Origin of the sequence: Kitasatospora sp. NPDC058478, from assembly GCF_042720345.1 — a bacterium.
Taxonomy (GTDB): Bacteria; Actinomycetota; Actinomycetes; order Streptomycetales; family Streptomycetaceae; genus Kitasatospora.
Genome location: NZ_JBHXML010000054.1, coordinates 22,098 through 36,043, shown reverse-complemented (window position 1 = coordinate 36,043; position 13,946 = coordinate 22,098). Strand labels below are relative to the sequence as shown.

Genomic DNA, 13,946 nt, shown 5'->3' with positions numbered 1-13,946 from the left:
CGTCACGGCGGGGGCGGGCCGCCGAGGAGGGGGGCCAGGGCGAACAGGTCGGACGGGGCGGCGTCGTCGGGGAGCAGGACGACCAGCGGGGGGCGGGCCGGCGGGCCGAGCCGGGCGACCTCGTAGGCGGTGACGCCGCTGCCGGGCGCGGCGACCAGGGCGACCGGGGCCGGGGACTCCAGCAGCGGGGCGAGGACCGGGCGGTAGGCGGCCGGTGACGGCGGGCCGGCGGCCGGGCGGAGCACGCCGAGGGCCTGCGGCCCCGGCCAGCCGCGTGCGGTGCCGGGGTAGCGGGTGTGCGGGGCGTCGGGCGGGGGCAGCAGCAGTACCCAGCCCGCGCCCGGGCGGGCGGCCCGGCGCAGCACCTCCAGCCGGACGGCCGGGCCGTCCGTCGGTGCGTCCGCCGGTGCGTCCGGGCCCGGCGGGTGGTCGGCGGGCCCGCCGGGTCGGGGCGCCGGGTGTCCGGCGAGGGTGGAGCGCAGCAACTCGGAGGTGCTGAGGCCGCTCGGCAGGTCGGGGAAGGTGCGCAGCAGGTGGGCGCTCTGGCTGAGGAGTTCGACGGCGTCCCGGTCGGCGAGCAGGGCGCGGTCGTGGGTGGTGGTGAGGACGAGTCCGCCGGTGGCGTCGTAGTGGGCGGCGAGGGTGATCGGGTACGAGGTGAAGGTGCCGGTCGGCACGGGGTTCTCCACGTGGATGCCGTGCGCGGCCAGGTCGGTCTCCAGCCGCAGGTGGTGCGGGGCGGTCGGCTGGTGTTCCAGGACGACCAGGCTGTGCGGCCGCTGCCCGCGCGGGGTGGCGCTCCAGCGGTGGGCCTGTCCGGGCGAGATCCACTCGTAGGCGGCGAGGTCGAGCACGTCGTCGCGCAGGGCCGCGAGCAGTTGCGGCACCGTCGTGCTCGGGTGGACCCGGACGGAGATCGGCAGCGGGTTGCGCAGCGCGCCGGGCAGTCGGTCGATGCCGTCCAGCGGGATGCCCCGCCCGGAGACCGTCACCGCGAAGCCGACCCGTACCGCCCGGGCCGGTGGGCGCTGCTCGTGGGACTGCGCCGCGCGGTAGAGCAGCAGCGCCCAGGCGGCCTGGAGGGCGCTGCTCTCGCCCGCCCCCCAGGCGGCCGCCCAGCCGCGCAGCCGGACCGCCTCGTACGGGGTGAGCCGGCGCCGGGTGCGTCCGCTGCCGCGCCGGGTCGGGTCGGGGGCGAGCGGGAGGACGGCGCTGGCGGCGGTCCGGGTGGCCCAGAACTGCCGGGCGGCGTCGCTTCCCTGGGCGTCGAGCCAGTGGGCGTGGTCGCGGACGTCGGGGCGGCGCTCGCCGCCGGGCAGGACGCCGCCGGTCAGGTAGGCGCGGTAGAAGGCCTGGAGGAGCAGCCGCACGCTCCAGCCGTCGAGCATCGCGTGGTGGTAGGTGAGCAGGACCCGGGTGGCCGGTCCGTCGTCCTGGTCCTGCGGGCCGGAGTCGAGCAGGGTGGCGCGCAGCAGAGCGGGTCGGCGCAGGTCGAAGCCGCGGTGCCGGTCGGCTTCCAGGAGGTCGTCCCAGCCGATCGCGCCGTGCGGGTGCCGGGTGACGTCGGGGTCGGCGCGTTCGTGCAGCACCATCCAGGGGTCGCCGGCGGTGTCGTCCCAGTCGAAGGCGGCGCGCAGCACCGTCTCGTGGTCGAACACGGACTGCCAGGCGGCGGTGAACCGGTCGGTGTCCAGCGGCCCGTGCCAGTTCCAGGACAGCTGTTCGACGTGCCGCCCGCCGTGGTCGGCGCGCCCGATGACCTGGCGCAGCATCTCCCGTTGCAGCGCGCTGGTCGGCACGGTGACGGGCTCCGGCGGGTGCGCCAGTGCCTCCCGCAGCCGTTCCACGAGTTCGGCGGCGCGCGCGGACGGTCCGGCGGCGATGCCGACGAACAGGCGCCGGAGGCCGCCCTGGCGGTCCTCGACCAGGACGGCGCGCAGCCGTGCCCCGGCGGCGAGGGCGCGTCCGAGGTCGGCCAGGACCCGGTCGAGTCCGTCGGGGCCGTCCACCGTGCGCTCCCAGAGCGCGTCCGCCCGGTCCTGGGGCGTGGGACGGGCCCCGTCTGCTGCCCGGCCTTCCGGTGCGACGGCGCGCAGGGCGGCGCGCAGCACGTCGGCCTCGTACGTCTGCTGCAGTTCGACCAGCAGGAACTCCGGGGGCCGGCCGGCCCCGCGCGGCTGTGGCGGCCGCCACCGGCGGGTGGCGGTGCGGGCCAGCGCGGCGTTGACCGCGCCGGTGTCGAGCCGTCTCGGCGGGCGGGCGGCGGGCAGGCAGGGCTCGGGCGACGGGGCGCCGGCCACCAGCAGGGTGACGGGTGCGCTGGAGAAGTGACGGTTCGTCATCGCTGATCAGCGGGCACCGGAGCCCGGTTCCTTCCCGTGGGCCGGCCAGGGTTGCGCCGGGGTTACTGGGTGGCGAGGCCGCCGCAGACGTTCAGTGCCTGGGCGGTGATGCTGGCGGCGGTCGGGGAGGTGAGGTAGCCGGCCAGCGAGGCGACCTCCTCCGGGGTGGTGTAGCGGCCGAGCGGGATGTGCGTCTGGAAGTGCTGGTGGATGGTCTCGGGGGTGGTGTTGTAGGCGGTGGCGTACTCGTGGTGGATCCGGGTGGTGTGCGGGGTGTTCACGTAGCCCGGGCAGATGGCGTTGACGGTGGTGCCGGTCGGGGCCAGTTCCTTGGCGAGTGCCCGGGTGAAGCCGATCACGGCGTGCTTGCTCGCGGTGTACGGGGCGCCGAGGGTGACGGCCTGCTTCCCGGCGGTGGAGGCGATGTTGATGATCCGCGGGTGCGCGGTGCCGGTGAGGTGGCCGTGTTTGAGGGTCTCCCGGGTGACGAGGAAGACGGCGTTGAGGTTGGTGTCGATGACGTCGTACCAGAGGTCGTCCGTGGTGGTGGCGATCGGCCCGCCGCCGGTGCGGCCGGCGTTGTTGACCAGCACGGTGATCGGACCGTGCTCGGCCACCACGTGCCGGATCAGCGCGCTGACCTGGGTGGGGTCGCGCACGTCGCAGGTGGCGCCGTCGGCCTGGTGGCCCTCGCCGCGCAGGGTGGCCAGCGCCTCGGTGATGTGCGGGCCGGTGCGGGCGCAGATGAAGAGGCGGTGGCCGCGGCTGCCGAGCTCGCGGGCGATGGCGAGGCCGATCCCGCGGGTGCCGCCGGTGATCAGGGCGAGAGGTTGCTCGGGTGCGGTGGTCATGGCGGGTCCTGGGGGTGAGGGCGGGCTGGGAGCTCGGGCCGGTGGTGGGTGGTCGGTGGTCGGGGGTCGGTGGGGTGGTCGGGGCGGGAGCTCAGGCCGGGTAGAGGTTGTAGGTGGTCGGGTGGGCCGTGGTCGGGGTGTTGAGGGTGGGGTCGAGGGTGAGGATCGCGTGGTGCAGGTGTTGCAGGTGCGGGGAGGGCTGGATGCCGAGCTCGGTGGTGAGGCGGTGCCGCAGGTGGTGGTAGGTGGCGAGGGCGGTGGTCTGCCGGCCGGCCCGGTAGAGCGCGACCATGGCCTGGGCGTGCAGGCCCTCGTGGTGCGGGTGCTGGTGGGTGAGGTGGGTGAGTTCGGGGATGAGCTCGTTGTGCCGGCCGAGCCGCAGGTCGGTGTCGATGCGGCGTTCCAGGGTGATCAGGCGGCTCTCCTCCAGGCGCATGATCTCGATGGCGAGGATCGGCCCGGGCCGCACGTCGACCAGGGCCGGGCCGTGCCAGAGCGCGAGGGCCTGCCGGAAGTGGGTGGCGGCCTGGTGGTCGTGGCCGTGGTTGAAGGCGTGCTGCCCCTGGGTGGTGAGCAGGCTGTAGGTGTGGACGTCGAGGTTGTCCGGGTGGGTGGTGAGCTGGTAGCCGCCGTGCCGGGTGGTCAGGATGTCCTTGGCGGTGATGTGCGGGGTCGGCCCGAGGCCGTGGGTGATCCGGCGGCGCAGTTGCAGGATGTACGTCTGCATGGTGGTGAGCGCCTGTCTGGGCGGGTCGTCGCCCCAGATCTCCTCGATCAGGGTGGCGGTGGGCAGGATGCGGTTCGGGTAGAGCGCGAGGAGGGCCAGGATCTGGCGCTGCTTGGCGGCGGTGGGGACGACGGAGATGCCGTTGAGGTCGGCGGTGAGGGGGCCGAGGACCTTGAGGTGCATGGCGGTTCTCCTCTCGGGCGCGGAGCGTCCGCTCGGGTGGGCGTCATTCGGCTGCTTGTTCGGGTCGACGGAATGGTGGGGCGGACGCGTCGCACCCTAGTTGGGCCGAGGGGCGGGGGCTGGATTCCTCAAGTGCCCGTCGAGCGCGGTTCCGGGCGCTCTGGTGGGGCACCTCCGGGCAGACCGGTGCGGCAGAGCGGTGCGGCGGGTCGGCGCTCGACGGTGTGACGGGCGGGGCGCCCGGCGCGGACGGGGCCCGGGAACGTACGATCGGCGAATGGCTGACATGACGGAAACCACGCCAGGCTGGCTCGCCCCCGAGGAGCTGGAGACCACCCGCGCCAAGATGCCGATCCTGTACGTCGAGGCCGTGCCGGTCCGCGTCGACGACGCCGGCGAGGTCACCCAGGTCGGTCTCCTGCTGCGGATCGGACCGGACGGGACGGTCAGCCGCACGCTGGTCTCCGGCCGGGTGCTGCACCACGAGCGGATCCGCGACGCCCTGCTGCGGCACCTGGAGAAGGACCTCGGCCCGGTGGCGCTGCCCCGGATCCCCGCCTCGCTGCAACCGTTCACGGTCGCCGAGTACTTCCCGACCCTGGGGATCACCGAGTTCCACGACCCGCGCCAGCACGCGGTGTCGCTGGCGTACGTCGTGCCGGTGGTCGGCGACTGCCGGCCGCGCCAGGACGCGCTCGACCTGGTCTGGTTCAGCCCGCAGGAGGCCGCCTCCCCGCTGGTGCAGCAGGACATGCCCGGCGGTCAGGGGGCGCTGCTCAAGCGGGCCCTGGCACACGTCGGCTGCCTGAGCTGAGCACTCCGGCCGGGGCCCGCACCGGTGAGGTGCGGGCCCCGGCCGGGAGCCGGTCAGGGGATCGGTCAGGGAGCCGGTCAGGCCCCGGCGGATGCCAGCCGGGCGGTGCGCCGGGCGGTCGCCTCGACGGGGTCCAGCACCGGCACGGCCGCCAGCAGGCCCTTGGTGTACGCGTGCTGGGGGGAGTCGTACACGGCGTCGGCGTCGCCCTGCTCGACGATCCGCCCGGCCCGCATCACCGCGACCCGGTCGCTCACCTGTCGGACCACGGCCAGGTCGTGGGCGATGAAGACCAGCGCGAGGCCGAGGTCGCGCTGCAACTCGCCCAGCAACGCGACCACCTGGGCCTGGGTGGTGACGTCCAGTGCGGAGACCGGTTCGTCGCAGACGATCAGTCGCGGCTGCGGCGCGAGCGCCCGCGCGATGCCGACCCGCTGGCGCTGTCCGCCGGAGAACTCGTGCGGGTAGCGGTGGTACCAGTCGGCGTCGAGGCCCACCCGTTCGAGGAGCTCGCCGACCCGGGCGCGGATGCGGCGATCGTCGCTCTCACCGGCGATGCGCAGCGGGTCGGCGATGGACTCCCCGATGCTGCGGCGCGGGTTGAGCGAGGACACCGGGTCCTGGAAGACCATCTGCAACTCCCGCCGGAGCGGGCGCAGTTCCTTCTCCCCGAGCGCTCCGATGTCCCGGCCGCGGTAGTGCAGCCGGCCGCCGGTCGGCTCCAGCAGCCGGACCAGCATCCGCCCGAGCGTGGTCTTGCCGGAGCCGGACTCGCCGACGATGCCCAGCGTCTCGCCCGCACGCACGGTGAGCGAGACGCCGTCCACGGCGGCCACGGGGGCCGCGCGCCGGGTGAGGCCGCCGCGGGTCGCGAACTCCCGGCGCAGGTCGGTGGCTTCGAGCAGGACGTCGCCGTCGGTGCGCCCGGCGGCTCCGTCGGCGGCGGTGCCTCCGGCAGGCCCGGCAGGCCTGGCAGGCCCGGTCGGAGCGCCCGGAGCGTCGACCCGGGGCACCGCCGACAGCAGCGCGCGGGTGTACGGCTCGCGCGGCGCGCCCAGCACCTCGGTGACCGGGCCGTGTTCCACCGCCCGGCCGTCCTTCATCACCAGCACCCGGTCGACGCTCCCGGCGACCACCCCGAGGTCGTGGGTGACCAGGACCAGCCCGGCCCCGGTCTCGGCCCGCAACTCGTGCAGCAGGTCGAGGATCTGGGCCTGGACGGTGACGTCCAGCGCGGTCGTGGGCTCGTCGGCGACCAGCAGCCGCGGCTCGCAGGCCAGGGCCATCGCGATCAGCACCCGCTGGCGCATGCCGCCGCTGAACTCGTGCGGGCGCGACCGCGAGCGACGCGCCGGATCGGGGATGCCGACGCGGCCGAGCACCTCGACGGCCCGGGCCCTGGCGGCCCGGCGGGAGACGGCCCGGTGGACGCGTACGACCTCGGCGATCTGGTCGCCCACCGCGTAGTACGGGTCGAGGGCGGAGAGCGGGTCCTGGAACACCATGGCCGCCAACCCGCCGCGCAGCCGCCGCAGTTCGTCGCCCTCGGCGGTGACGGCGTCGACGCCGGCGACCCGGACGGAGCCGCCGACCCGGGCGCCGGTGCCGCGGTGCAGGCCGAGCAGTCCGTAGGCGACGGTGCTCTTGCCCGACCCGGACTCGCCGACGATGCCGAGCGCCTGCCCGGCCTCCAGGGTGAAGCCCACGCCGTCGACGGCGCGTACGTGCCCGTCGCCGACCGGGAAGTCGACGACCAGGTCCCGGACGTCGACCAGGGGAGGAGCCAGGGGTTCGGCGCTCACGTCAGGACCACCCTTCGATCGGTCACCGCGTAGAGCACGTCCGCGACGACGTTGGCGAGGACCACGGCGAACCCGGTGACGAGGGTGAGGCCGACGACGGTCGGCAGGTCGATCAGGCTGACCGAGCTGACCAGCAGCTTGCCGAGCCCCGGGAGCCCGAACAGCGACTCCGTCAGCACGGCGGACCCGAACATCGTCCCGAGGTCCATGGCGGTGAGCGCGATCACCGGGGTGAGCGCGCCGCGCAGCGCGTGCCTGGTCACCAGGCGCCGCTCGCTGACGCCGTACGCCCGGAAGGTCCGGATGTGGTCGTCGGCGAGGGTCTCCAGCATGGACGAGCGGGTCAGCCGGGCGTACTTGGCGGACTCGATGAGCGCGAGCGAGACCCAGGGCAGCAGCAGCCCCCAGAACCACTGCTGCGGGTCCTCGGTGAGCGGTACGTAGCTCGGGAACGGCAGCCACTGGAGCTGGGCGCACAGGACGATGAGCAGCACCAGGCCGATGACGAAGACCGGGATGGAGTTGCCGGCCAGCGTCAGCGCGGTCAGCAGCCGCTCGCTGAGCCGGCCCCGGCGCAGCGCGGAGAGCAGCCCGGTGCCGACCCCGAGGGCCAGCCAGAGCACCATCGCGCCGAGCGCCAGCGAGGCCGTCACCGGGAGCCGGGCGGCGATCATGTCGGTGACCTGCTCGCCGCTGCGGTAGGAGACGCCCAGGCACGGCGCCGGGCAGTGCAGCAGGCCCGTTCCGGCGCTGAAGTCGCGGCCGGCGACGACGCCCTGGAGGAAGTGGGCGTACTGGAGGTAGACCGGTGCGTCGAGGCCGAGGCGTTCGCGCACCTGGAGGACCTGGGCGGGGCTGCACTTCTCGCCGCAGGCCAGCTGGGCGGGGTCGCCGGGGGCGATGTAGAAGACCGCGTAGACGATCAGCGAGATGGCGAGCAGGACGCCGACCATGCCGATGGCCCTGCGGAGCAGGAAGCGGGTCATGCGGGGGCCTCCTCGGCGGCGGTGGCGGCCGACGGGCCGGGGCTGGCGGAGTCCGACGAGCCGCTGCCCGACGATGCGGAGCCCGACGAGCCGCTGCCCGACGAGCCGGCGCCGCGCGCCGTTCCGACCCGCAGCCGGGAGGCCGCGCGGGGGTCGAGCTCGGTGCGGACGGCGTCGCCGAGCACGGTGAAGGCGAGCACCGTGGCGAACAGCAGTGCGGACGGGAGCAGCACGTACGTCGGGTCGGCGCGGAACCAGGTGGTCGCGCCGGAGAGCATCTGGCCCCACGACGAGGTCGGCGGCTTGACGCCCACGCCGAGGAAGGACAGCCCGGCCTCGGCGATCACGTTGGACGGCAGCAGCACCGCGGCGTAGGTGATGACGGGCGCGGCCAGGGACGGCAACAGCTCCCGGCGGGCGATCCGCCAGCGGGTGGCGCCGGCGAGCCGGGCCGCGGCCACGTAGTCGAGCTGGCGGAGGCTGAGCGTCTGCGCCCGGACCAGCCGGGCGGTGCCGGCCCAGCCGAGCAGCCCGATGACCAGGGTCAGCAGGAGCGGGCGGGGGAAGTCGGAGGGCACGACGGCCATCAGCGAGATGGCGAAGACCAGCGAGGGCAGCGCGAGCATGACCTCGGTGGTGTTGCCGATCAGCTGGTCGAGCAGCCGGCTGCCGAGGCCCGCGGCGAGGCCGAGCAGGACGCCGATGGTGACCTGGACGAGGGTGGCGCCGACGGCGACGAGCAGCGAGATCCGGGCGCCGTGGACCAGTCGGGCGAACACGTCGCGCCCGGTGCCGGGTTCGACGCCGAGCCAGTGCTCGGCGCTGACGCCGCCGAAGGAGCCGGTGGGCACTCCGCCGGCCGCCGAGTCGAGCAGGTCGTTGTGGTAGCTGGTGGGGTCCTGGCCCTCGATCGCGCTGAGCAGCGGTGCCGCTGCCGCGATCAGGGCGAGCAGGGCGATGACGAGGCCGGCGGCGAGGACGGCGCGCCGTGCGAGCAGCCGCCGCCACACCGTCCGGCCCCCGGCGGCCGGGGCGGCCGCGAGGGCCTCCCCGGCCCGGGGTTCCTGTGGAGCCATGGTTGTCTGACCGATCCGTCCGATCCCGCCCGCTACTTGACCGCGACCTGGGAGATGTCGAGCACGCCGGTCCAGTCGCTGATGACGATGTTGCGGACGTCCTTGCCCGACAGCCGCTTGTAGACGGGGTGGAACAGCGGGACGGTGAGGGCCTGGTCGCCGATCCGCTTGTCCAGGGCGCCCCAGCGCTTGGCGGCCTCGGCGTGGTCGGTGATCTTGTTGATCTGGTCGATCTCGTCGTTCACCGACGGGTCGTCCAGCTGCGCGGAGTTGAAGTTGTAGCCGTCGGTGACGATCTGCCGGCCGTCGAAGATCGGCGCGAGGAACGGGCCGCCGGAGGGCCAGTCGGCGCCCCAGCCGGAGAGGAAGAGGCCGGGTTCGGTGCTGACGGTGTGGATCGTCTTGGAGTACCTGGTGGAGTCCAGGGCGTCGAGCTGGACGGTGATCCCGGCCGCCTTCAGGCCGTCCTGGACGGCGGTGGCCAGGTTCGGGCCGTAGCCCTTGCCCGATTCGGTGGAGTGGGTGAGCGTGATGGTCAGGCCGTCCGGGTAGCCGGCCTCCTTCAGCAGCTCCTTGGCCTTCTCCGGGTTGCCGGTGGCGCCGGCCGGGAACGGGTCGTACGGCGTGTACCCGAAGGTCTCCTGGGTGGGCAGGTAGGTGGTGGCGGCCTCGGCGAGCGAGGAGCCGCCGGCGGCGTTGACGACCGAGGTGCGGTTGAGCGCGTAGGCGACGGCCTGCCGGACCTTGGGGTTGTCGAAGGGCTTGACCTTGGGGTTGAACGCCAGGTAGTTGACGTAGCCGAAGTGGCCGGTGCCGACGCGGGCGGCGAGCGCCTTGTCGTCCTTCACCTGGGCGAGCTCGGAGGGGCCGAGGTTGGTGTCGGTGGTGACGGCGGCCGCGTCGGCGCCGGTGCCGGCGGAGAGCCGCTGGTTGATCACCGCCGGGTCGAGCCCGGACTGCACGTCGACGGTGTCCGGGTACGCCTTGCGCTGGTCGTCGTTGGCCGCCGACCAGTTGGGGTTGCGCTTGAGGACGAGGTGTGCGCCGTCGTTCTCGTTCTTGACGACCTGGTAGGGGCCGGAGGAGACGGGGTGCTCCTGGTACTTCGTCCCGGTGTCCTTGGCCTTCGGGACGGGGGCGAACTGCGTCTGGGTGGCCAGGTACGGGAAGTCGCCCTCGGGCTTGTTGAGGCGGAAGGTGATGGTCTTCTCGTCCGGCGTCTCGATCGCGTCCAGACCGCGGCCGTCCTTGTACGGGCCCTGGTAGTCGGCGGCGCCGACCAGCCAGTCCCTCAGGAATGGCGCCCCGCCGGAGAGTTCGGGGGCGAATGACCTTTCGATGCCGTACTTGATATCGGCGGTGGTGATCGCCGAGCCGTCCTCGTACTTCAGGCCGTCCTTGAGGTGGTACGTCCACACCGTCGCGCCCTCCGAGGGGGTGCCGGTGTCGGTGGCGAGGTCCGGGACGACCTTGGTGCCGGCCGCGCCGTCGGCCCGGTTGCGGGTGGTGAGGGTGCGGAAGACCAGGGAGGGCACGTTGCCGCCGCCGGAGGTGTAGAGCCGTGCGGGGTCGAACTGGTCCTGCGGGTTCTGGTTGAGGACGGTGAGGGTGCCGCCCTGCTGCGGTGCGGCGTCCTTGCCGGTGCTTCCACCGCCGTCGCCCTTCGGTCCGCACGCCGCGACTCCGACGGCCAGGGCGACGGTGACGGTCGCCGCGGCGAGGCGGCGGGGGGTGAAGGTGGTTCGAGACATCGGAAAGGGGGCCTTTCGCTACCGATGGTGTACGGAGGAAGGCGGGCGACAGTGAGGCCGTGAGGAGAGTGAGCGGCACCGCGCCCGCAGGGAGGGGCGATGTCCCGGGGCGGCGATCACCGCTACGCGTCGGGACAGGCGGATTCAGCGACAGAGATTGTCGGAAACGCAGTGCGCGGCCACGCCGATCAGCGCCAGCTCGATGGCGGCGCACTCGATCGGGTGACGGTCAGACATGCCGAGAAGACTGTATGACTTTAAGCGGAATGTCAAAACTCCGGATACCATCCGGCCGCCACCGGAACTCCGGGAACGGATTACGGCCCGGACACCGGGAGACCGTGCGGAAGCGGGGGGAAACCCGGGGCCCGGGCCCGCCGGACCGGCGGGCGCGACATCACCCGAGTGGGTGCCGCGCCCCTGCGAAGCGCCGGCGCCCCGAAGGCCCCGAACCGCCCGCCGGGCGGCCGTCCCGGGCCCTCGCGCACTTCCGTCTGCGGGTTGCCGCGCGCGGGCGCCTGCCCAAGCATGGGTGAACGTGATCGGCGATCGCGCGCAGCGCGGCCGCCCTACCGAGCGGAGCCGGACGTGGCCCCTTACCTCGAAACCGATCAGGACGCCCTGGTGGCGAGCGCACTCGCCGGATTCGCCCGGGCCCACCCATCGCTCGTCGTCCACGACCCCGACCTCGGATTCGTCCGCGCCCGTGACCGGGCCCCCGGGCGCCGGGTCGGACTGCTCTCCGGCGGCGGCTCCGGGCACGAGCCCCTGCACGTCGGATTCGTCGGCCGGGGCATGCTCGACGCCGCCTGCCCGGGCCGGATCTTCGCCTCACCGCACAACCGGCAGATCTTCGAGGCCTCGCGCGCGGTCGCCGGCGAGGACGGCGTCCTGCACATCGTGAAGAACTACACCGGCGACCGGATCAACTTCGGCATCGCGGCCGAACGGCTGCACCGCCAGGGCATACCGTGCGCCAGGGTCCTGGTGGACGACGACCTCGCCTCCGAGTCCGAGTCCGTCGCCGCCGGCCGGCGCGGGACGGCGGCCACCGTCCTGGTGCAGAAGATCCTCGGAGCGGCCGCCGACCTCGGCCTCGGACTGGCGGAACTCTCCCTGCTGGGAGCCGAGTTGGCCGGGCGCTGCCGCAGCATCGCGGTGGCCGGCGCCGCACACACCTCCCCGGCCACCGGCCGGCCGGCCTTCGAGGTGTCGGACCGGACGGTCGAGTTCGGCGTCGGCATCCACGGCGAACGGGCCGAACTCTCCCTGGAGTGCGAACCGCTGGCCGTCCTGGTGGGCCGGATGGCGCTGCGCCTGCTGGAGGCGCTGCGCCCGGCCCGCGCCCCCCTCGTCGCGCTGGTCAACGGGCTGGGCGCGACCACCGGCCTGGAGCTGTACGCGGTCCTGTACGAACTGGCCGCCGTCCTGGACGCCGGCGGGCGCCGCCTGGCGCGCAGCCTGGTCGGCGACTACGTCACCGCCCTCGACATGCGGGGGTTCTCGATCACCCTGCTCGCCGCCGACGAACAGACGCTCGCGCTGCTCGACGCCCCCGCGTACACGGCGGCCTGGCCGGTCGCGCAATCGGCGCCGGCCCCCGGTCACCAGGAGGTCAGGAGATGACGGGCACGAAGGCCTTCGACGGCGTCTTCACGGCGGGCTGGATGCGACGGTTCGCCGAGACCGTCGCGGTCACCGAGGAGGAGCTCACCCGGCTCGACCAGGCCGCCGGGGACGGCGACTTCGGCGTCAACCTGCTCACCGGCGTGCGGTGCGCCCTGGCCGCGCTGGACCGGCTGCCGCCGGGGCGCCAGGCCGCGGCGGTACCGCTGGGCGCGGCGGCGGGCGCCTTCCTGGACGAGGTCGGCGGGACGAGCGGGCCGCTGTTCGGCCTGGTGCTCCAGGAGCTGGCGGCGGCCGTCGGCGCCGGCCCGCTGACCGGCCCGGCCCTCGCCCGGGGAGCGACGGCGGCGCTGGAGGCCGTCCAGCGGGTGGGGGAGGCGCGGCCGGGTGACAAGACGCTCGTCGACGCCCTGCACCCGGCCGCACTGGCCCTGCGCGGCTGCACTCCCGATGCCCGCCCGGACGACTGCCTCGCCGCGGCCGCCGCCGCGGCCGCGGCGGGCGTCCGCCGGACCAGGGCCCTGCGGGCCCGCCGCGGCCGGGCCAGCTACCTCGGCGAACGGGCCTCGGGAGTGCCCGACCCGGGCGCCGTGGGCATCGCGCTGCTGTTCGCCTCCGCGCACGCGGTGCCGCGGACGCTGGACGGCGTGCTGCTCGGTGACAGCGCTGCTGACAGCGCGTCCGCCGACACCGTGCCGACCGACACCGCGTCCACCGACACCGCGTTCGACGGGCCCGATCCGCTGTGCGGGCCCGAGCCGGCCCCCGCCGGCCCGTGACCGCCCGGCCCCGGCCGGGTGGCGCCCAGCCGGCTCCCCGGCCGGCTTGCGCTCCGCCGGGCGCTGCTCGGCCGGGGGCCGCCCCGCCGAGGGCTGCTCAGCTGGTGAGGGCGAGAGCGCTCCGGCGCCGGACCCAGTCGAGCAGTCCCGGCTCGCCCAGGGTGGCGACCCACAGGTCGACCGCCTCCCGCGCCTCGGCCGAGGGGTTCGGTCCGACACCGATCACCCGCAGCCCCGCCAGGACGGCCGAGCGGATGCCGCAGAAGGTGTCCTCCACGGCGAGGCAGTCGGTGGGCTCGGCGCCGCACAGCCGGGCGGCGGTCAGGTAGACGTCCGGCGCCGGCTTGGGCCCGATCCCCTCGGCCGGGACCACGATGTGCTCGAAGTGTTCGAGCAGTCCGGCGCCGCCGAGTCCGGCCTCGATCACGTCGCGCGGGCAGTTGCTGGCGACCGCCAGCGGGACGAACCCGCTGAGCCGGCCGACCAGTTCGGCCGCGCCCGGCATCGGGACCGGGTCGGCGTCGACGAGCGCCCGGAAGCTCACCAGCAGCCGGTCGGTCAGCTCCGGCGCCAGCGAGGGGTCGCCGGCGGTCTCGGCCATCAGCCGCCCGCAGTCGGAGTAGTGCAACCCGGCCGCGCGCGCCGTGAACTCCGGTCCGGCCGTGAGTCCGTAGCCTCGCAGCACCTCCGCACGGGCCTGGTGCCAGTGCGACTCGCTGTCCATCAGCGTGCCGTCGCAGTCGAAGACGACGGCTGCAGGGGTCCAGTCGTTGATTCTCTCCACGGTCATGCCTACGCCCTTCAGGTGGGATTGGCTTTGTGGGATTCGCCGGAGTGTGCGTCGGGACGAGGGGGGCCGGCCACGGCCCGGGGCCGTGGCCGCTTGCCGACCTGTCCGGGGCCGGAATCTGGAGTGCGGCGGAACGACGCGCCTCGGCGTCCGGATCGGAGAAAACGATCCGGAACATAACGATCGCAACGTTACGATCGATATGTTTCGCGGTCAAAC

Annotated in this window: 11 protein-coding genes and 1 pseudogene; 3 read left to right on the top strand and 9 right to left on the bottom strand. The window is 74.3% G+C overall.

Annotated elements, in window-relative coordinates:
- Positions 1–2: 2 nt before the first annotated feature.
- The 3 genes from ACFWPT_RS27555 to ACFWPT_RS27545 form a co-directional block, all read right to left on the bottom strand.
- Positions 3–2,342 carry a condensation domain-containing protein gene (locus ACFWPT_RS27555; protein ID WP_380484996.1) on the bottom strand — a complete coding sequence of 780 codons (2,340 nt, stop codon included), beginning with the start codon at positions 2,340–2,342 and terminating at the stop codon, positions 3–5.
- Positions 2,343–2,404: 62 nt separating this feature from the next.
- Entirely contained in the window at positions 2,405–3,193 is a 789-nt protein-coding gene (locus ACFWPT_RS27550) for an SDR family NAD(P)-dependent oxidoreductase (protein WP_380484992.1), read from the bottom strand.
- 91 nt (positions 3,194–3,284) lie between these two features.
- On the bottom strand, positions 3,285–4,103 hold the full coding sequence (locus tag ACFWPT_RS27545; RefSeq protein ID WP_363586377.1) for an AfsR/SARP family transcriptional regulator: 819 nt from the start codon (positions 4,101–4,103) through the stop codon (positions 3,285–3,287).
- Between the two features lie 286 nt (positions 4,104–4,389).
- Here ACFWPT_RS27545 and ACFWPT_RS27540 point away from each other — a divergent pair, with 286 nt between their 5' ends.
- A complete protein-coding gene (locus ACFWPT_RS27540) occupies positions 4,390–4,917 on the top strand; it encodes an NUDIX hydrolase family protein (protein WP_063345851.1) in 528 nt (175 codons plus the stop codon).
- 77 nt (positions 4,918–4,994) lie between these two features.
- Here ACFWPT_RS27540 and ACFWPT_RS27535 read toward each other — a convergent pair whose 3' ends face one another.
- The 5 genes from ACFWPT_RS27535 to ACFWPT_RS27515 all read right to left on the bottom strand — a co-directional run bounded on the left by ACFWPT_RS27535 (position 4,995) and on the right by ACFWPT_RS27515 (position 10,769).
- A complete protein-coding gene (locus ACFWPT_RS27535; RefSeq protein WP_380485025.1) occupies positions 4,995–6,704 on the bottom strand; it encodes an ABC transporter ATP-binding protein in 1,710 nt (569 codons plus the stop codon).
- 11 nt (positions 6,705–6,715) lie between these two features.
- Positions 6,716–7,705: an ABC transporter permease gene (locus tag ACFWPT_RS27530; protein ID WP_363622942.1), complete on the bottom strand. Its 990-nt coding sequence runs from the start codon at positions 7,703–7,705 to the stop codon at positions 6,716–6,718.
- Positions 7,702–8,781, bottom strand: a complete 1,080-nt coding sequence (locus ACFWPT_RS27525) for an ABC transporter permease (RefSeq protein WP_380484990.1) — start codon at positions 8,779–8,781, stop codon at positions 7,702–7,704. The genes ACFWPT_RS27530 and ACFWPT_RS27525 overlap by 4 nt, the downstream gene beginning before the upstream one ends.
- A gap of 32 nt (positions 8,782–8,813) precedes the next feature.
- A complete protein-coding gene (locus ACFWPT_RS27520; RefSeq protein WP_380373698.1) occupies positions 8,814–10,532 on the bottom strand; it encodes an ABC transporter substrate-binding protein in 1,719 nt (572 codons plus the stop codon).
- Positions 10,533–10,676: 144 nt separating this feature from the next.
- Positions 10,677–10,769, bottom strand: a complete 93-nt coding sequence (locus ACFWPT_RS27515) for an Ms4533A family Cys-rich leader peptide (protein WP_317620150.1) — start codon at positions 10,767–10,769, stop codon at positions 10,677–10,679.
- A gap of 351 nt (positions 10,770–11,120) precedes the next feature.
- Between ACFWPT_RS27515 and ACFWPT_RS27510 the strand changes: the two genes are divergently transcribed.
- Together ACFWPT_RS27510 and dhaL are read left to right on the top strand one after the other, a co-directional pair.
- The gene (locus tag ACFWPT_RS27510) at positions 11,121–12,158 is read left to right on the top strand and encodes a dihydroxyacetone kinase subunit DhaK (protein ID WP_063345848.1); all 1,038 of its coding nucleotides are present in this window, start codon (positions 11,121–11,123) and stop codon (positions 12,156–12,158) included.
- Positions 12,155–12,802 (top strand): annotated as a pseudogene (dhaL, locus tag ACFWPT_RS27505) (dihydroxyacetone kinase subunit DhaL); the annotation flags it as partial. The gene ACFWPT_RS27510 and the pseudogene dhaL, both read left to right, overlap by 4 nt.
- A gap of 232 nt (positions 12,803–13,034) precedes the next feature.
- Here dhaL and ACFWPT_RS27500 read toward each other — a convergent pair.
- On the bottom strand, positions 13,035–13,727 hold the full coding sequence (locus tag ACFWPT_RS27500; protein WP_063345846.1) for an HAD family phosphatase: 693 nt from the start codon (positions 13,725–13,727) through the stop codon (positions 13,035–13,037).
- Positions 13,728–13,946 lie beyond the last annotated feature (219 nt).